Annotated in this window: 18 protein-coding genes and 1 pseudogene; 5 read left to right on the top strand and 14 right to left on the bottom strand. The window is 55.8% G+C overall.

Features of this window, described 5'->3' with window-relative positions; translation table 11 throughout:
• Positions 1 to 22 precede the first annotated feature (22 nt).
• From DAI21_RS09200 to rppH, 8 genes are all read right to left on the bottom strand, one after another.
• Positions 23 to 346, bottom strand: a complete 324-nt coding sequence (locus DAI21_RS09200) for a prepilin-type N-terminal cleavage/methylation domain-containing protein (RefSeq protein ID WP_107702918.1) — start codon at positions 344 to 346, stop codon at positions 23 to 25.
• The gene (locus tag DAI21_RS09195; protein ID WP_107702917.1) at positions 331 to 732 is read right to left on the bottom strand and encodes a DUF2509 family protein; all 402 of its coding nucleotides are present in this window, start codon (positions 730 to 732) and stop codon (positions 331 to 333) included. The genes DAI21_RS09200 and DAI21_RS09195 overlap by 16 nt, the downstream gene beginning before the upstream one ends.
• Positions 729 to 1,292, bottom strand: coding sequence for a prepilin peptidase-dependent protein (locus DAI21_RS09190; protein ID WP_107702916.1), 564 nt, complete (start codon positions 1,290 to 1,292; stop codon positions 729 to 731). Before DAI21_RS09190 ends, DAI21_RS09195 begins: the two co-directional genes overlap by 4 nt.
• Positions 1,286 to 1,747, bottom strand: a complete 462-nt coding sequence (locus tag DAI21_RS09185; RefSeq protein ID WP_107702915.1) for a prepilin peptidase-dependent protein — start codon at positions 1,745 to 1,747, stop codon at positions 1,286 to 1,288. Before DAI21_RS09185 ends, DAI21_RS09190 begins: the two co-directional genes overlap by 7 nt.
• A 184-nt stretch (positions 1,748 to 1,931) precedes the next feature.
• A complete protein-coding gene (gene thyA / locus DAI21_RS09180; RefSeq protein WP_100779086.1) occupies positions 1,932 to 2,726 on the bottom strand; it encodes a thymidylate synthase in 795 nt (264 codons plus the stop codon).
• A 6-nt stretch (positions 2,727 to 2,732) separates the two neighbouring features.
• Positions 2,733 to 3,608, bottom strand: coding sequence for a prolipoprotein diacylglyceryl transferase (gene lgt, locus DAI21_RS09175; protein ID WP_107702914.1), 876 nt, complete (start codon positions 3,606 to 3,608; stop codon positions 2,733 to 2,735).
• A 189-nt stretch (positions 3,609 to 3,797) separates the two neighbouring features.
• A complete protein-coding gene (ptsP, locus tag DAI21_RS09170) occupies positions 3,798 to 6,044 on the bottom strand; it encodes a phosphoenolpyruvate--protein phosphotransferase (RefSeq protein ID WP_100779084.1) in 2,247 nt (748 codons plus the stop codon).
• A 12-nt stretch (positions 6,045 to 6,056) separates the two neighbouring features.
• Positions 6,057 to 6,587: an RNA pyrophosphohydrolase gene (gene rppH, locus DAI21_RS09165; RefSeq protein ID WP_100779083.1), complete on the bottom strand. Its 531-nt coding sequence runs from the start codon at positions 6,585 to 6,587 to the stop codon at positions 6,057 to 6,059.
• A 454-nt stretch (positions 6,588 to 7,041) separates the two neighbouring features.
• Between rppH and DAI21_RS23210 the strand changes: the two are divergent.
• The 4 genes and pseudogenes from DAI21_RS23210 to DAI21_RS09150 form a co-directional block, all read left to right on the top strand.
• Positions 7,042 to 7,119: pseudogene (locus DAI21_RS23210) on the top strand (hypothetical protein); the annotation flags it as partial.
• A gap of 152 nt (positions 7,120 to 7,271) precedes the next feature.
• Positions 7,272 to 7,958: a DNA mismatch repair endonuclease MutH gene (gene mutH / locus DAI21_RS09160; RefSeq protein WP_100779082.1), complete on the top strand. Its 687-nt coding sequence runs from the start codon at positions 7,272 to 7,274 to the stop codon at positions 7,956 to 7,958.
• 135 nt (positions 7,959 to 8,093) lie between these two features.
• Positions 8,094 to 8,312 carry a YgdI/YgdR family lipoprotein gene (locus tag DAI21_RS09155; RefSeq protein ID WP_100779081.1) on the top strand — a complete coding sequence of 73 codons (219 nt, stop codon included), beginning with the start codon at positions 8,094 to 8,096 and terminating at the stop codon, positions 8,310 to 8,312.
• Between the two features lie 133 nt (positions 8,313 to 8,445).
• The gene (locus DAI21_RS09150) at positions 8,446 to 9,486 is read left to right on the top strand and encodes an NADP(H)-dependent aldo-keto reductase (RefSeq protein ID WP_102104674.1); all 1,041 of its coding nucleotides are present in this window, start codon (positions 8,446 to 8,448) and stop codon (positions 9,484 to 9,486) included.
• A 52-nt stretch (positions 9,487 to 9,538) separates the two neighbouring features.
• Here the strand turns inward: DAI21_RS09150 and lplT are convergent, their stop codons facing one another.
• Together lplT and aas are read right to left on the bottom strand one after the other, a co-directional pair.
• Positions 9,539 to 10,732: a lysophospholipid transporter LplT gene (lplT, locus tag DAI21_RS09145; RefSeq protein WP_107702913.1), complete on the bottom strand. Its 1,194-nt coding sequence runs from the start codon at positions 10,730 to 10,732 to the stop codon at positions 9,539 to 9,541.
• Positions 10,725 to 12,884, bottom strand: coding sequence for a bifunctional acyl-ACP--phospholipid O-acyltransferase/long-chain-fatty-acid--ACP ligase (aas, locus tag DAI21_RS09140; protein WP_100779078.1), 2,160 nt, complete (start codon positions 12,882 to 12,884; stop codon positions 10,725 to 10,727). The genes lplT and aas overlap by 8 nt, the downstream gene beginning before the upstream one ends.
• A 625-nt stretch (positions 12,885 to 13,509) precedes the next feature.
• Between aas and galR the strand changes: the two genes are divergently transcribed.
• Entirely contained in the window at positions 13,510 to 14,526 is a 1,017-nt protein-coding gene (galR, locus tag DAI21_RS09135) for an HTH-type transcriptional regulator GalR (protein ID WP_100779077.1), read from the top strand.
• Here the strand turns inward: galR and DAI21_RS09130 are convergent.
• From DAI21_RS09130 to DAI21_RS09115, 4 genes are all read right to left on the bottom strand, one after another.
• Positions 14,487 to 14,963: a GNAT family N-acetyltransferase gene (locus DAI21_RS09130; protein WP_107702912.1), complete on the bottom strand. Its 477-nt coding sequence runs from the start codon at positions 14,961 to 14,963 to the stop codon at positions 14,487 to 14,489. The genes galR and DAI21_RS09130 overlap by 40 nt on opposite strands.
• Positions 14,960 to 15,733 carry a GntR family transcriptional regulator gene (locus DAI21_RS09125; RefSeq protein ID WP_100779075.1) on the bottom strand — a complete coding sequence of 258 codons (774 nt, stop codon included), beginning with the start codon at positions 15,731 to 15,733 and terminating at the stop codon, positions 14,960 to 14,962. The genes DAI21_RS09130 and DAI21_RS09125 overlap by 4 nt, the downstream gene beginning before the upstream one ends.
• A gap of 95 nt (positions 15,734 to 15,828) precedes the next feature.
• A complete protein-coding gene (locus tag DAI21_RS09120) occupies positions 15,829 to 17,256 on the bottom strand; it encodes a glycoside hydrolase family 1 protein (RefSeq protein WP_107702911.1) in 1,428 nt (475 codons plus the stop codon).
• Positions 17,257 to 17,263: 7 nt separating this feature from the next.
• Positions 17,264 to 18,601 (bottom strand): PTS sugar transporter subunit IIC, encoded by a 1,338-nt coding sequence (locus DAI21_RS09115; RefSeq protein ID WP_100779073.1) that lies wholly within the window; start codon positions 18,599 to 18,601, stop codon positions 17,264 to 17,266.
• Positions 18,602 to 18,781: the final 180 nt, after the last annotated feature.

Below are 18,781 nucleotides of genomic sequence, written 5' to 3'. Positions count from 1 at the left end.
CCCGTAACATAGACGCTCCCGACTACTGACTAAGCGGGCAATGCAGGCGTGTCATTTGACCCTGCCGCCCCAAAGGCGAAATTATAGTGACCGAGATGCTGACACATCCAGCCTGTATTGTCTGCCCCCTGTTAATCCGCCAGCCATCCGGCAACGTCCCCTGTGACAGCTGGGTCTGGCTCCAGGCAGAGTGCCAGAGCTGGCGATACTGATTGAAAACTGTAAATCGCGCTGCCAGCGCCCGATGATAGCCAGACAGCGCAGTAATGACGATAACCATCAGCATCATCGCTAACAGCACTTCCACCATACTAAATCCCCTTTGCCGGGCTAAGGTAGCTGACACAATGCGCTCTCCTTCAGTGGACAAAAATCGCTCCAGCCATGGCGGGAAAACACTACTCGCCCGTCCTGGATTATCCCGCCGCGCCACAGCAGCAGCTCACCACTCCCCGCAATAAGCAGGACGCGGTTGTCTTCAGTAACGCGCAGACAGACTCGCCCTTGCAGCCCTTTTTTGCACTGAATACCTGGCCCCACCGGCCAAAGCTGCCTTTTGCCCCACTCCAGCGCCGACTGGACGTTGGCCTGCTGTAAAATCAGCTGCCGCTCACGGCTCACCATCCGCGTAAAAGCATCGAGCTGCAGATTAAGGCCGGTAAGGATCAGGCTGCCGATCACAAGGAGCAACAGGACCAGCGCAAGCGATGACATCCCCCGCTGACGTTTCACAGATTAAATCCTGTGACGCGATGCGTGACCTGTATTGGCTCGGCGTGTGGACGTGCTGTGGAAACTGCCAGCTCGATACTTAGCTCAGGCGCAAAGCCAGTGTGCTCAATTTTGCTCACCATGAAGTGAGTCACCAACACACGTTCAGGTTCGGTTAGTTTCTCCCAGCCTTTTCCTTCGCAGCTTGTGGCTCCCCGCTGAGTTTCAAGTGCGCCAGCTTCCAGGCGAAACCCTGTTTGCTCCGCCTCTGTCGAGGGGGCATTCTCCCAGCGGCCATTGCTGTTGGCATCCCATTGCACAATGACACAGCGCCCTGCCCTACCCATCGTCAACGCGGGCCCCTGACAAGAGCCGTTGCAGTATCCGGCCCTTTGCAGTTGCTTGCCGATAGCAGTGGCTCTGAGCCAGACCTCTTCTTCTAGCTCCTGCTGTTGCTCTTGCTTGAGAATGGCTCGCTGTAACGCCGGCATAAAACGCGCGGTACTCAGCAGCAAAATACTGCTAATTGCCATCGCGATGAGTACCTCGGTCAGCGAGAAGCCGCGCTGGTTTTTTAACATGTTCCCTTCCCTGTGCTGTTGCACATCCTGATACGCCCGGTGTTCGACACGATAATCAGCCATTCTCCCGCTGGGCTTTTGATGCGTATCCTCCCAGGCCAGGCGGTATCCCGTAATCCATAAAACGCCAGGGATTTCGTCAGTTCTGCAATCGTGACTTCAGGCCATGGCAAATTGAGGACCAGCCCGCTCTGAGTCTGGCAGTCCGCACTTTTCGTCGTCGCAAGACATGCCTTTTCGCCGTCCTTATTCACCACGATGAGATGATCCCGGTTATAGCCGTTCGCATCGTTGCGAAGCTGTACCAAGTAGTCACGTACCTGATGGGCGGTTTGCCACAGGCGTTGCTGTTGCTGCCAACTCTGCCAGCCCGACAGCCCTGTGGCGCTGAGAATGACGACAAGGGAAATTGCCACCATGGTTTCGATAAGCGTAAAGCCGCGTTGTTTTTTCATGCCCGCAGTGTGGCGGGAAGCGCCCAGAAAAACGACAGCAGAAAGTGAAGATTACGAGGCGCTTTCCTGTGAAAAGCATCCGTTGCATTACGTTGCAAAAATGCTGGAAAGCCGCTCGTAAATGTGAAATCTGGGCAAAAAAAACCGGCGCTAAAGAGCACCGGTTGTGTCAGGATTTGATCTATCAGATAGCGACAGGAGCTTTGATACCTGGGTGGGGATCGTAGCCTTCAATCTCGAAATCGTCGAAGCGATAGTCAAAGATGGATTCCGGCTTACGCTTGATAACCAGCTTCGGCAGTGCGCGCGGTTCGCGAGTCAGCTGCAGGTGTGTTTGTTCCATGTGATTGCTGTACAGGTGCGTATCGCCACCGGTCCAGACAAAATCACCGACTTCAAGGTCGCACTGCTGCGCCATCATATGAACCAGTAATGCATAGCTGGCGATGTTGAACGGCAGACCGAGGAACACGTCGCAAGAGCGCTGATAGAGCTGGCAGGACAGTTTGCCGTCAGCGACATAGAACTGGAAGAAGGCGTGGCAAGGCGCCAGCGCCATTTTGTCCAGCTCGCCGACGTTCCAGGCTGAGACGATAATGCGACGTGAATCGGGATCGTTTTTCAGCTGGTTCAGCACGGTCGTAATCTGGTCAATGTGGCGGCCATCTGGCGTTGGCCACGCGCGCCACTGTTTGCCGTAGACCGGGCCGAGGTCGCCGTTCTCATCTGCCCATTCGTCCCAAATCGAGACGTTGTTTTCGTGCAGATAGGCCACATTGGTATCGCCTTGCAGGAACCAGAGCAGTTCATGAATGATCGAGCGCAAATGGCAGCGCTTGGTCGTCACCAGCGGAAAACCTTCCTGCAGGTTAAAGCGCATCTGGTGGCCAAAAATAGAGAGCGTTCCGGTGCCGGTGCGATCGTTTTTTGGCGTGCCCTCGTCGAGCACTTTTTTCATCAATTCAAGATACTGTTTCATGGTTCCTCAGGAAAGCTGTTGCTGTGGACGACGACGATACGCCCAAATCATCATTATGATACCCGCGACAATCATCGGGATGGAGAGAATCTGCCCCATGCTGATGTACTGTACCCATTCACCGGTGAATTGCTGATCCGGCTGGCGGAAGAATTCAACGATGATCCGGAACGCACCATAACCAATCAGGAACAGCCCGGAGACGGCACCCATTGGACGCGGTTTGCGGATAAAGAGATTCAGAATGATAAACAGCACCACACCCTCAAGCGCCAGCTCATACAGCTGAGACATGTGGCGCGGCAGTGAGCCGTAGGTGTCGAAGATAGACTGCCACTCTGGGTGGGAAGGCAGCAGCGCAAGGTCTTCCGCACGTGAGTTCGGGAACAGCATCGTAAAGGAGACACTCGGATCGACACGACCCCACAGTTCTCCGTTAATGAAGTTGCCGAGACGACCTGCGCCCAGACCAAACGGGATCAGTGGGGCAATAAAATCAGCCACCTGGAAGAAGTTGCGTTTGGTGCGTTTGGCGAAGATGACCATCACCAGAATCACACCTATCAGACCGCCGTGGAAGGACATGCCTCCGTCCCAGACGCGGAATAGGTAAAGCGGATCGTTCAGGAAAATCGGGAAGTTGTAGAACAGCACATAGCCGATACGCCCACCGAGGAATACCCCGAGGAACCCGGCATAGAGTAGGTTTTCAACTTCGTTTTTCGTCCATCCGCTGCCCGGACGACTGGCGCGACGACCCGCAAGCCACATGGCAAAGATGAAGCCGACCAGGTACATAAGACCGTACCAGTGAAGCGCAACGGGACCGATTGAGAAAATGACCGGATCAAATTCCGGAAAATGCAGATAACCACTGTTCATCTGTCACCACAAGATGTTGTTATTCCGCTGAAAGTGGACAGCGAAAAATAAGCGCGCGCAGGGTTAACCCACGCTCCAAAGTTGCGAATCATAGCACAAGGCAGGCGCGGAGGATGCGCCTGAGATGTAAAAGATGTGTATAGAGAATGGAGCAGAGTGTCGCTCCATTCGTGTAGTGAATGGGAAAGGTTAGCGACCACCGCGGATCAAACCGCCCATGCCGCGACGCTCCATAAAGGCCGCGACCTGGTGACGGACTTCCGTCGCCAGCTGTGCCTCAAGGCTGCGTTTTGCCAGTTCCTGAGCATCTTCGATTTCGATGTGGCGCAGCAAATATTTCACACGCGCCACCGAGCGACCGTTCATCGACAGATGACGGAAGCCAAGACCGATCAGGATCGCCACACACATGGAATCCCCTGCCATTTCACCGCACAGGCGCAGGTCGATTCCGTATAGTTCGGCGTCACGCGCAATCATCGCCAGCGCACGCAGCATCGCCGGGTGCAGGCTGTCGTAAATGCTCGCGACGCGCGTATTGTTCCGATCCACCGCCAGAATGTACTGGGTCAGATCGTTCGTACCGACCGAGATGAAATCCACACGGTTGGCCAGCTGTGGCAGCATAAAGACCATCGATGGGACTTCAAGCATCACGCCGAGGCGCGGTTTGGGAATCGCATAACCGATCATCTCTTCCACTTCGCGCCCAGCACGTTCGATCAAGCGACGCGCTTCGTCGACTTCGTCCAGACTGGTCACCATCGGCAGAAGAATGCTGAGATTTCCGGTGGCCGCGTTAGCACGCAGCATGGCGCGTACCTGCACCAGGAAAATCTCCGGCTGATCGAGCGTAATGCGGATCCCACGCCAGCCGAGGCACGGGTTTTCTTCACTGATGGGCATGTACGGCAACTGTTTATCCGCGCCAACATCCAGCGTTCGCAGGGTGACGGGCTTGTCGTTAAACATCTGTAACATTCCCTGATACTGCGCCACCTGCTCCTCTTCGGAAGGGAAGCCGCTTTGCAACATGAACGGAATTTCAGTGCGGTACAGGCCAATGCCGTCGATACGGCTGCCGAGCTTCTCTTCGTGCGCCGGACTAAGGCCCGCGTTGAGCATCACCTTAACCCGCTCGCCGCTTTTCAACTGCGCGGGCAGATCGACGTCATCTTCCGCCAGGCGGCTTAATTCATTTTCTTCACTGATTAATCGCTGATATTCCTGCAGCAGTACCGGCTCAGGATCGACCAGCAGCTCACCGCGATAACCGTCGACCACCAGGGTGCGGCGTTGCAGCACCGAAGGCTGAATATCCGCGCCCATGACGGTGGGAATACCCAACGCGCGCACCATAATGGCCGCGTGGGAGTTGGCCGCGCCATCGCGCACCACGACGCCTGCCAGCCGGTCATGCGGCAGTTCGGCGAGAGTGGTTGCCGACAGTTCATCGGCGACCAGCACAAAGCGTTTCGGCCAGGCATTTTCGCCCTGAATGGTGTCGTCGAGATGGAACAGCAGACGCTGGCCCAGACTTCGCAGATCGCCCGCACGCTCTTTCAGATAACCGTCTGTCAGGGAGGCAAACTGCTCGGCGAACCGTTCGATGACCTTTTTCACCGCCCATTCCGCCACCGATCCTTTGTCTACTTCGGCGAAGAGTTCGCGGCGCAGGCGCGCATCGGACAGCAGGTGGGAATAAAGATCAAAAATCGCTGCCGTCTCTTTCTGCGCGCCTGCGGCAAAACGCTTACTGTAGCGGCGGAATTCGTTGGAAGCCTCTTCCAGTGCACCGGTAAGGCGTTCGCGTTCAAGGGCAGCGTCCAGCGTGGAGGCTTCGTACACCTGCTCCATGAGCGGCAACGTGGCGTCCATCCACCCTTCGGCGATGGCCACGCCCGGCGATGCGGGCAGCGCACGGATACGCGTCTGGCGATACTGGCCAAACAGCGCAGCTAACTGAGACTGGGAGAGGATTGCGGCCATTTGCGTGGCCAGCGTCACGAGGAATGACTCCTCGCTTTCGTCAAACTGGCGAAGCTCACGCTGCTGCACCACCAGTATTCCAAGAAGCTGGCGGCGCTGAATGATAGGGACACCTAAAAACGCGCGAAAACGCTCTTCCTTGACGGAAGGGATGTATTTAAAGCTGGGGTGTTTTTGCGCATCGGCGAGGTTGATAGGTTCCGCCAGCCGTCCAACGAGGCCAACGATCCCTTCATCAAAGGCGAGCGCAACGGTGCGACCACGCGGTTTTTTCAACCCACGTGTCGCCATCAGGTAATAACAGCGTCGATCGTGGTCGGCCAGATACACCGAACAGACTTCGGTTTCCATCGCAAGACAGATGTCGGTCACCAGAATGTCCAGCGCCTCATTGAGGCGCGGAGCACTGGCAACCTTTTCGACTATTTCTCGCAAGCGGGTGAGCATGATGTGCGTTGCTTAACCTCTTTTACGTCGCCAGGCAGGTGGGCTTTGCGGTTTAGGAGGGGCCTCCTGAAACGCAATCACCACACTTGCAAACTCTTTCATCACCCTGCGGTAAACGTCGCGCTTAAAGGACACGACCTGACGAACGGGATACCAGTAGCTTACCCAACGCCAGCCATCGAACTCTGGCGTACTGCTGGTTTGCATATTGATTTCCGAGTCGTTGCTCACCAATTGCAGAAGAAACCACTTTTGTTTCTGGCCGATACAAACCGGCTTTGTGTCCCAACGCACCAAACGTTTCGGTAACTTGTAACGCAACCAGTTGCGGGTCGAAGCCAGGATGCGAACATCTTTTCGGCTTAAGCCGACTTCTTCGAACAGCTCCCGATACATCGCTTGTTCTGGGGACTCTCCTGGATTGATCCCGCCTTGCGGGAATTGCCAGGAGTGCTGACCATACCGTCTTGCCCACATAACCTGGCCCTGACGATTACAAATTACGATACCTACATTCGGGCGGTAGCCATCGTCATCAATCACCGGACTACCTCAAACTAAACCTTATATATGATCGATTGTTTCATACTCCTGTGAGGCGGTAAACCACTCTCTTACAGGGCTGCGAACGAATAACATTTGAATAACTCACAATTTTCACTCAAGTTATAAACAGATGACGGACGCAAAGGGCCATTTTATTCACTTTTTCTGTGGATATAGTTGTGAAGAAGTATGGAATTACCGCTGGACAACATTGCAGGAAGGAAATCACCTCGCAATCTCACTGCTAAATAAATCACTATATTTCATTACCTTAACGGGTAACACCAGTGAATAACACGCCATAACGTGACGATCATCACATGAGAGATCCGCGTGCTGATGAAAGATCGAACAGCGTCGGTTTTATCCACAGATTGTGCCAATAACTTAGACACTATTTGTGTGAAAATTCGATTTTCGTCGCACGTCAAGGCTGTAAATTGAAACAGTAGTGAGGGTTATTCCCAGTTATCCCACTTTTCTGTGGATAACATGGTGTAAGATCCTGTTCATTGTCAGTGACCAGTTTTGAACAACCCGATTTTACCCTTTTTATCCGGCAGTGGATTTGTCTTAAAAACGCTGATAAATCATAAGCCTGCCATATCGCCAAAGAAATAGTTAAACTCTATCCACAAGGTCTGCTTTTACGGTTCATTTTTTAATCAAAGGTTTAACGTTATGCTTCCGCTCCTTCCACTCACCTCCCCTCCGGCTACAGAAGCGCAGTTGTTGCAGCAGGCGCAACGCGTCGCGGGCTACTCGCTCGGCGAGCTGGCGGCCATGGCGGGCTTGCCGATTCCTGCGGATCTGAAACGGGATAAAGGCTGGATCGGTGTGTTGCTGGAGCGCTGGCTTGGCGCGAGCGCGGGCAGTAAGCCCGAGCAGGATTTTGCCGCACTGGGGGTGGAGCTTAAAACCATCCCCATTGATCGCCAGGGAAAACCACTGGAAACCACCTTTGTCTGCGTTGCGCCGCTCACCGGGAATACGGGTGTGACCTGGGAAATGAGCCACGTACGCCATAAGCTCAAGCGCGTGCTGTGGGTGCCCATCGAAGGCGACAGAGCTATTCCCCTTGCGGATCGCCGCGTGGGTGCGCCACTGCTTTGGAGCCCAAACGAAGAGGAAGAGCGGCAGCTTTCGCAGGACTGGGAGGAGCTAATGGATATGATCGTGCTGGGTCAGGTCGAGCGGATTACCGCGCGTCATGGCGAGGTGATGCAGTTACGCCCGAAAGCCGCTAACAGCAAGGCGCTGACCGAGGCGATTGGCGCTCAGGGAGAACCGATCCTGACGCTGCCGCGCGGCTTCTATTTAAAGAAGAACTTCACCGGTGCTCTGCTGGCCCGTCACTTTTTCGCTTAAACGCGGTTTTTAGCCGAAGTTTGAACTGAATCAAACACATTCACCTGATGTTTAAGATTTTACTGCTTCCTCCTGACGCTTTCTCAGGTTATTACTACACTATGATGTGATACGAGCCAGGTGAGGATGATAACGATGAAAAAATGGGCAGTGATAATCTCAGCGGTGGGTTTAGCGTTTGCGGTTTCAGGTTGTAGTAGTGATTACGTTATGGCGACAAAAGACGGTCGAATGATACTGACTGACGGCAAACCTGAAGTCGACGACGATACCGGCCTTGTAAGCTACAACGATCAGCAGGGCAATAAGATGCAGATCAATCGCGACGAAGTTTCGCAAATCATCGAAAGATAAACAGTTAAAGGTCAGTTGCTTACTGGCCTTTTTGATTTTTTTCTTCCCCTTTTGCTCCCCCTCTGCCATGTTTATAGTCCTTCGTCGGGGAGAGTCCTGACGCCGTCAATTTACACAGTATAGGAAGCCGGCTATGCATTATCACCGTATCCCCCACAGCACTCTGGAGATCAGCCAACTGGGGTTGGGCACGATGACATTCGGTGAACAAAACAGCGAAGCCGATGCCCATGCGCAACTCGATTACGCCGTCAGCCAGGGGATCAACCTGATTGATGTGGCCGAAATGTACCCGGTGCCCCCGCGCCCGGAAACCCAGGGATTGACCGAAACCTACGTTGGCAATTGGCTGGCGAAAAACGGCAATCGCGAAAAGCTGGTGCTGGCGTCGAAAGTCAGCGGCCCGTCGCGCAATAACGACGCGGGCATTCGTCCGAATCAGATTCTGGATCGCAAAAATATCCGCGCCGCGCTGGATGCCAGCCTGAAGCGCCTGCAGACCGACTATCTCGATTTATACCAGGTTCACTGGCCTCAGCGCCCGACCAACTGCTTCGGCAAGCTGGGCTATACCTGGAGCGACAGCGCGCCGGTGGTGACCCTGCTCGAAACCCTGGAAGCTCTGACCGAGTGTCAGCGCGCCGGTAAGATCCGCTACATTGGCGTCTCGAACGAAACGGCGTTCGGCGTGATGCGCTATCTGCATCTGGCCGATAAGCACGATTTGCCGCGCATTGTGACCATTCAGAACCCTTACAGCCTGGTTAACCGCAGTTATGAAGTGGGTTTGGCGGAAGTGACGCAGTATGAAGGCGTTGAGCTGCTGGCTTATTCCTGCCTCGGCTTCGGGACGTTGACCGGGAAATACCTCAACGGCGCAAAACCTGCCGGGGCACGTAATACCCTGTTCAGCCGTTTTACCCGCTACAGCGGTGAGCAAACGCAGAAAGCCGTTGCGGCGTATGTTGATATCGCGAAACGTCACGGTCTGGACCCGGCACAGATGGCATTAGCCTTTGTGCGTCGTCAGCCATTCGTGGCAAGCACCCTGCTGGGTGCCACCACAATGGAGCAATTGAAAACGAACATCGACAGTTTCCATCTGGAGTTGAGCGAAGAGGTGCTGGCGGAGATTGAGGCGGTGCATCAGGTTTACACCTATCCGGCACCGTAACGCGTTTTGATCTGGGATGCCGGGTAAGGCGAAGTCGCCACCCGGCAATCCGTTACCGACGACGCTGCCAGAGCCACAGCCCGGCAATTGCCAGCGCAAACAACCCGCCGAACCCGACACCGATGCCCACGACCGGTAATCCCACTTTAACCGCCAGGGAATACAGCCCCAGCATCAGCAGCATCGCAGTGTTTTCACCGAGATTTTGCACCGCAATCGCATTACCCGCCCCGACGGTCTGTTTACCACGCTCCTGCAGGAGTGCGTTCAGCGGTACCACAAAGAAACCACCGAGCATCCCAATCAGGATCAGCAGCACGTAAGCCGGCAGCAGCGCATGTTGTAGGGAGAAAAACAGCACGCCGACGCCAATCAAAATCCCCGCAGGCATACAGCGCGATACGGTTTCCAGGGTGACCAGCTTCGCAGCCACACCGGCCCCGACCACAATCCCCACAGCGACCATCGCGTTGAGATAGGTGGGCGTGGCGTTATCGGTGATCCCGAGCGCCGTCGGCACCCACAATACCAGCAGGAAGCGCAGCGTCACGCCCGCGCCCCAGAACATGCTGGTGCCCAGCAGTGAGAAGCGTGTTTCGCCGTTACGCCACAGCACGCGGCAGGCATTGAAGAAACTGGCCGTCATCGGCGTAAAGCGCCAGGATTGCCCCGGACGCGCCACGGGCAGCGTCGGGATAAACAGGTTCGCCACGACTGCGCCCGCATACACCAGCGCACACACGCCCAGCGCGGCCAGCACATGCCAGTCAGCCAGCACGCCGCCGGCGACGGAGCCGAGCAGAATAGCGGCAATCGTCGAGGACTCCATCAGGCCGTTGGCTTTGACCAGTTTGTCGCCGGTGGTCAGCTCCCCCAGAATCCCGTATTTCGCCGGTGAATACGCCGCAGCACCAATCCCCACCAGCGTATAGCCGAAGAAGGGATTAAAGCCGAAGCAGATACTCGCCGCGCCCAGCAGTTTGAGACTGTTGGCGAACATCATCACGCGCCCTTTAGGGAAGCTGTCAGCCACCTGCCCGACAAACGGCGCAAAAATGATGTAAGCACCCACAAACACCATCTGCAGGATGGGCTGGCTCCAGTCCGGATAAAACTCGGCTTTCAACAGCGCCAGCGTAGCAAACAGCAGCGCGTTATCGCCAAAGGCCGAAAGGAACTGAGCGCTGGTCACTGCCATCATGCCCTTCGACCACAGGGAGGTGTTAGTGTGTACTGACTCACGCATTATGCTGTTCCGCCTCATCAACCATGCCTTTCAGCGCGACAAAATCGGGTTTACCGCTGCCGAGCACCGGTAACTGCTTCAGATAACGAATATCGCGCGGCACGGCCAGCTCAGGCACGCCATGCTCGCGGGCGTAGTGCAGAAGCTGCTCGCGTTTCAGTTCGCTGTCGGTGGTAAAGAGCACCAGCGCTTCGCCTTTGCTGGCGTCGCTCTTAATCGCCGTGGCATGCATTTTGTCGGCAGAGACTGCCGTCGCCAGCTGCTCTACCATTTCCAGTGAGACCATCTCCCCGGCGATTTTGGCAAAGCGTTTGGCGCGGCCTTTGATTTGCACGAAGCCCTGCTCATCAAAGCGCACAATATCGCCCGTGTCATACCAGCCGGTTTCGACCTCGCCCTGCGCGTTTTCCGCCGTCGGCGCTTCAAGCACGCCTGGGTTTTCCACACGCAGATAGCCATTCATCACGTTTGGCCCTTTCAGCTGCAGGCGACCGCCATCTTCAATGCCCGGCACCGCTAACAGACGTGCGTCCATGCCCGGCAGAATGCGCCCGACCGTGCCAGGCTTCGCCGCCATCGGCACGTTAATCGATACCACCGGGGCACACTCTGTCACGCCGTAACCCTCAAGAATGCGCAGACCAAACTTGTCCTGCCAGATTTGACGGGTGCTGTCCTGCAGTTTCTCTGCTCCTGCCACCACGTAGCGCACGCGGAAGAAATCATACGGATTGGCGAAACGCGCATAGTTGCCAAGAAACGTTGAGGTGCCAAACAGCACCGTACAGTTACGGTCATACACCAGTTCCGGTACAACACGGTAATGCAGCGGGCTGGGATAAAGGAACACCTCGGCGCCCGTGAACAGCGGCGTAAACAGACCGACCGTCAGGCCAAAGGAGTGGAAAAGCGGCAGCGCCGACATAAAGCGATCGTTCGCGGTGAAGTCGGCAATGGTTTTGATCTGCTCGACGTTCGCCAGAATACTTTTATGCGAGTGAACAACCCCCTTCGGATTGCCTTCAGAACCGGAGGTAAACAGAATAATGGCCGCATCTTCCGGCTGCTGTTTAACCTGCGCCAGACGTGGCGCCAGCAGATGGGCAAAGATCCACAGCTTATCGGCAAGGGTAACGTCAGCTTTCAGATCTTCGAGGAACACCCAGCGCACCTGCTTGAGCTGCTCCGGCAGATGCCAGAGTTTGCCTTTGTCGAGGAACTGGCGCGAAGTGAAAACGGTTTTGATCTCCGCAGCCGTTATCGCGCTGGTCAGCCCTTTGACACCCGCCGTGTAGTTCATCATCGCCGGAATGCGTCCGCGCGAGACCGCACCGAAAATCACCGCAGCGCTGATCCCGGCGTTAGGCAGCATCAGACCAATTTTTTCCCCGTGCTGGCTGTATTTTTCCAGAATACGGCCCACAAACAGGGTCTTGGTCAGCAGCTTGCGGTAGGTATCGGGCGTGAAATTGATATCTTCAACGCAGTTTTTCTTCGCGCCAAAACGGTCCTGCGCTGAGAGAAGCGATTCATATAAGGTTTCGCGCGGGCGCACGGCCATGCGCGCTTCCATCATAATTTGATGGAGCATTTCGCCTGCGATCTTGCGGCGATCCCGTGCGCGCGGTGCTTCAGGCATCGGCAGCGTGGTCGGAGGCAAAATGTGGAGGGTGATTTGCGGGAACAGGCGCTGCTTCACCAGCCCTTTCAGACGACTGAAATAGGTCAGCTCTGCCCCTTCGATGCGAAGCGGCACCACGGTGGCTTTTGATTTCGCTGCGACAAACCCCGCGCCGTCGTAGATTTTCATCAGCGAGCCGGTCACGGTCAGACGCCCTTCCGGGAAGATCACCACCGGACGGCCCTGCTCGATCAGGCGCACCAGATGTTTAATCATCATCGGTTTGGTCGGATCGAGGGGAACAAAATCAATCAGCGGCGCCAGCCAGCGCATAAACCACTTCTGGCTGATGGAGCTGTAGACCGCGAAGACCGGGCGGCCAGGCAGGAAAAGTGCCAGCAAAACGCCATCAATAAAGGAGACGTGGTTTGGGGTGATGAGCACGCGCTCGCCGCGCAATGACTGAGTGTCCCCCGTCAGGCGGACGCGAAAGAGGATACGAAACAAGGTACGGAAGAACCCAAATAGCATTTCAACTCCCTTTGCCTGTTAAATTTTAGGGTTACGCTAAATTGTGGCAGATTACACGAGAAGTGCAGGCGGGAGGAGAGGTAGCGTATTTCAGGCGAAAAAAAACCTGCGCATCCGCGCAGGCTGGTGCAAGAGATGAGTACGAAACCGTACCAAGAATTCTCACCAATCAATACCTCTGGGATCTTGATTGTGGCTGCTGGCAATCCGCTTCGCCAGCGCGAAAACGCAAGGGAATGAGCCTAAGTGCAACCAGGTGTGAAAAATATCGATTGCTGTTACATGTTGAAGTTACAGACAAAAAAAACCTGCGTATGGACGCAGGTTGGTGTAATTCGTGTTAATCAACCGGAGTCGATTTCACCTATCAATACCTCTGGGATCTCGACTTTAGCAATCTGTTCACATTCTCCACCAGCAGACAATCGCAACAGCCTGCCGCAAAGTGTAAGCAAAGGTTCGCTTTGACATTATTCTGACACGCTTCCCCGTGTAACGATTACACTGTTTTCCCATGTTCTGCGTCACGTTTGCGAGGTGCATTGCGGGCCAGCCCTTGAATGCACCTCGGTTTTCCGCAACACTATTGAGTGTGTAAACGCTTACCCCCTAAAGAAGGTATTTAATGGCGACAATTAAGGATGTGGCTCGTCTGTCGGGTGTTTCTGTGGCGACCGTCTCTCGCGTCATCAACAATTCACCCAAAGCCAGCGATGCGTCCCGTCAGGCCGTGCAAAGCGCCATGGAAACCCTGAACTATCATCCCAACGCCAACGCGCGCGCCCTGGCGCAGCAGTCGACGGAAACCGTGGGTCTGGTGGTTGGCGACGTGTCGGATCCCTTTTTCGGCGCGATGGTCAAAGCGGTTGAACAAGTGGCGTACCAGACCGGCAATTTCCTGCTGATCGGCAACGGCTACCATAACGAACAAAAAGAGCGCCAGGCCATTGAGCAGCTGATACGCCATCGCTGCGCCGCCCTGGTGGTTCACGCCAAAGTCCTCCCTGACGCCGAACTGCTGCATCTGATGAAGCAGATCCCCGGCATGGTTCTGATTAACCGCATTATCCCCGGCTATGAGAAACGCTGCGTGGCGCTGGACGATCGCTACGGCGCCTGGCTTGCCACACGTCACCTGATCCAGCAGGGTCATACGCGCATTGGTTATCTCTGTTCAAACCACCAGATTTCCGATGCCGAAGATCGTCTGCGCGGCTATTACGATGCCCTGCGCGAAAGCGGCCTGCCGTGCAACGACCGTCTGGTCACCTATGGCGAACCGGACGAGAGCGGCGGCGAGCAGGCGATGACGGAGCTGTTAGGTCGTGGGCGGAATTTCACCGCCGTGGCCTGCTATAACGACTCGATGGCCGCGGGTGCGATGGGTGTGCTGAACGATAACGGTATCGACGTACCGGCAGAAATTTCGCTGATTGGTTTCGATGATGTGCTGGTCGCGCGCTATGTGCGCCCGCGCTTAACCACCGTGCGCTATCCGATTGTGACTATGGCAACGCAGGCCGCAGAACTGGCGCTGGCGCTGGCCGAAAAACGCCCGCCGCCAGATATCACTCACCTGTTCAGCCCGACGCTGGTTCGCCGTCACTCCGTGGTTGCCCCCGCAGATCCGGTCAGCGAATAGCGATAGAGATGGACGGTTTTATTCGGGTATTCCAGCGCATCGCCGATGTACTGCCAGCCGTAGCGCTCATAAAAGTCCCGGCAGGCTGACCAGAGATGCAGCTCGGAATACCCGGCTTTTGCGGCATAGCCCATCACATGCTCCTGCAACTGCCCCGCCAGCCCTTTCCCGCGCGCGGCGTCGTCAACGTACAGCGCCGCCAGCCACGGAAAGAGATCCTGGCGCGTCATCAAATCACAGCGCCATAATCCGACCGTGCCCAGCAGTGTTTGGCCCTCGACCGCCACAAACGTGAGCGGCAGTGCGCCCGGCGTCTGGCTATGTTCGATGATGCTGGCAAAGAATTCACGCGGTAAACCGTCACCAAACGCCTGCCATAGCCAGTCGGTTACGCGCTGGGCATGGTGCGCAGCGGCATAAAGGGGAATGATCTTCACACCAGTTTTCCCTGGAAAAGCGGGACAGATTCAAAAAGATAGCCGTCAAAATCCGGCGCGTCTTCATCCGACAGCTCCAGCAGACTTTTTTTGACGTTTTCCAGGTGCTGGAACATGGCCTGCCACGCCCCCATCACGTCGCGACGACGCAGGGCCGCGAGAATGGTCTGGCGATCGCCAAGCCACTTCAGGCGATACGCGCGGCTGGCGATGTGAACGTTGAACTGCTGCCACAGCGGGCTGCTGTCCATGTGGTGCCAGACGCTCTCGACAGTCGCCAGCAGCATCTGGTTTTGCGTTGCGCCTGCCAGCACCAGGTGAAACATTTTGTTGTTATCCTGGCTGTGATCGTCGGCGGCAATCGCGCGCTGCTCCTGCTCGATGATGCGACGCAGATTATCAATATCCGCGCGGGTCGCCATTTTCGCGGCAAAGGCGGCAATATTGCTTTCGAGCAGCTGGCGCGCCTGTAAAATCTCAAACGGGCCGACGTCGCTATTTAAAAAGCGCTCTTCCTCGTTTTCGTGCTCTTCGGGGATGCGCATCACGTAAACACCGGAACCCTGACGGATATCGACGGTACCCTGCAACTCCAGCATGAGTAAGGCTTCGCGCACGATGGTGCGGCTGACGCCGTACGTCTCGGCGATATTGCGCTCAGGCGGCAGACGGGACCCCACAGGATAGTGACCGTCGATGATTTGCGTGCGCAGATCATCGCCAATCTCCTGGTACTGTTTTTTTTCTGGCGGAACGACGGCCTTCTCCACGATTTCACCTGTACTGACAGTTGAGTTGACGCTCGGGCCGGGCATCCTCCCGGCCAGTTGGCGGCTATTTTACCAGAACCTGCGTCGTGATTAGCCTATTTCCATTCATCATCGACAGTCAGCGTCAGCGTGCGTTCATCGCGCAGCTTTCGGAACCACGCCGCCGACTTTTTCGCCCGGCGGGCGCGGTTATCGGCCAGATCGATTTCAATCAGGCCATAGCGGTTTTTGAACGCGTTCATCGGCGAGACGTTATCGGTGAACGCCCACAGCATGTAGCCGTGGCAGTTCGCTCCCTCTTCGCGCGCCAGTAGCGTGTAATAGAGGTGCTCGCTGATAAACGCGATACGATAATCGTCGGCAATAACCCCGTCGCCGCCCCGGAACTGCCCTTCGTTTTCCACCCCCATTCCGCTTTCCGCCACAAACCACGGGATGTTGCGATAGTCGTTTTTGATACGCATCGCCATGTCGTAGATGATTCGTGGATAAATTTCCCAGCCGCGCGAGGCGTTCATTTTGCGCCCCGGCAGCTCGAACGGTTCGTAGTAGTAGGCCGGATGGAAGGGCGTTTCCGGATGCCAGGCCCGCGACGGGGCTTTGACCCGGTGCGGATAATAAAGGTTGATCCCCAGCTCATCGACGGTGTTTTCGGCAATGATTGCCAGCTCATCCGCGCTGTACTCCCACTGCACATGGTGCTGCTCAAGTAAGGTAAACAGCGCCTGTGGATAGCGCCCATGTACCAGCGGGTCGAGAAAGACGCAGTTATAGAACAGATCGTAGATCTCTGCCGCGCGCACGTCATGGGGCGCTTTCGAGCGCGGATAGGTCACTTCCGGATTCAGGATACAGCCCACGGTTCCCCGGTAGCCTTTCTCACGGAACAGCTTCACCACTTTCGCCGTCGCCAGCACTTTGTGATGGTTCCACTGCATCCAGGTGCCTGTGTTCTGCTCGTAGGGCCAGCGCAGCGCGTCGAGATAAACACGCGTCTGCACCACAATCGGCTCGTTGAAGGTGAACCAGCGCGTCACTTTCCCGTGATAACGTGCAAACACTTTTTCGGCGTAACGCACAAAGAGTTCCACCACCTGCTTTGAGGCCCAGCCGCCGTAGGTTTCCAGCAGCGCGCCCGGTAGCTCGTAGTGCTCCAGGCAGATCATCGGCTCGATGCCCTGAAGGTGCATTTCGTCGAACAGAGCGTCGTAATACGCCGCGTACTCTTCATCGACGGTCACGTTTTCGTAATCGGTCAAAAACCGCGACCAGTTGATAGAGGTGCGATAGTGCGTCAGCCCGGCCTGTTTCATCAGCGCCACGTCTTCGCGGAAGCGGTTGATAAAATCGGTCGCCACCGCCGGGCCGTAGCCGTTATGCCAGACGTGACGATCGTTTTTGTACCAGAGATCGATCCACGAATCCTGCCCCTCTTTTTTGCCGCTCCAGCTTTCCGTTTGCCAGGCCGACGCAGCGGCACCCAGAATAAAATCCTGCGGGATCGAGATGTGTTTTGTGCTCATGAGATCCTCATACGTTATTTGTCGCTTGCTGGCTTTGCGCCTGCAGGGCCGCCTGCTCCGCGCGGCGTGAGGCCATTTTCACGAACGGCAGATAGATCAGCACGGCGGTGACGATACAGATCAGCTGGGTGATCACCGCTCCCATCGATCCCGCCGTCGACAGCCAGGCGTTAATCAGCGGAGGCGTAGTCCACGGCACCATCACCACGGCTTTTCCGGCGAAACCGGTGACGGTCGCGAAATAGCCAATCGAGCCGGTCACCAGCGGAGTGATGATGAACGGGATCGCAAGGATGGGGTTGAGCATAATTGGCATACCGAAGATCACTGGCTCGTTGATGTTAAAAATCCCCGGCCCGATAGAGAGCTTGGCGATCTCACGCATCTCTTTGCGCTTCGTGCCAATCATCACCGCGATCAGCAGGCCGATGGTCAAACCCGATCCGCCGATGCTCATGTACACATCCCAGAACGGCATGGTAATGATGTTGGGGATCTCTTTGCCCTGCTCAAAGGCGCTCATGTTGACGGTGATCGCCCCCAGCAGCAGCGGCTCGCGGATCGGTTTGATCATCTGATTACCGTGGATGCCGATCACCCAGAAAAGCTGCGCGACGAACATCAGCAACAGAATACCCGGCAGGCTCTGCACCACGCGCTCAAGCGGCTGCTGCACCACCTGATAGACCGCGTCATACAGGTACATACCGGTCAGTTGATGGAAGATAAAACCGAAGGTCGCTATGGCGGTGGTGGTGATAATCGCCGGGATCAGCGCCGAGAACGACGCTGAAACGTTTGGCGGGACCGTATCAGGCATTTTGATTTTCAGCCCTGGACGGTTTTCCAGCCAGCAGTAAACCTCTACGGAGAGAATGGCAATAAACATGCCGAGGAACAGGCTGCGGGTATCCGAGAACTGGCGTAGCAGCACATCTTTCACCACGTGCATCTGCCCGTCGACCAGCATTTCGACGGTGGTCGGCGTGACACAGATAAAGCAGATCACTGCCAGCAGGCCCGGAAACAGCGATTTGATACCGTTGATACGCCCAAGCTCAATACCAATTAAGAACACCGCGCCAATGTTGAGAAAATTCAGCGTGGCGTAGTTTATCGCGCTGGTGATCGGCTTAAGCGCCGCCAGAAACGAGAGGGACTGGAAGCTCGCGAGGCCGTTTTTTGGGTCCAGCACCATGTTGGAAATCAGCACCGAGAAGGCGCCCACAATGATGACTGGCATTAAGGTAATGAACGAGGATTTTATCGCCATGATATAGCGATAGCTGTTGAATTTAGTGGCGAAACTGCCCAGAGCGTCGATCAGTTTTTCCTGCACTGCCATAAGGTAATACCTCAGTAAAAGGGCTTTTATACCCGTCGCCTTTCACGTTGCAGGCTTTTGGCTGCACCCACTCACCCAAACCGCTGCCTAACGTAAGTGCATCGGGATGGGTACGGGTGCCGCCTTCCTGCCACATGAAGCCGCCTGGATAGAGAATAAGGTGTACAGCCGGATACTATT

The organism is Lelliottia sp. WB101, assembly GCF_003051885.1.
GTDB lineage: Bacteria > Pseudomonadota > Gammaproteobacteria > Enterobacterales > Enterobacteriaceae > Enterobacter > Enterobacter nimipressuralis.
The sequence above is the reverse complement of the archived record's forward strand: the minus strand, read 5'-3'. Positions and strand labels throughout refer to the sequence as shown.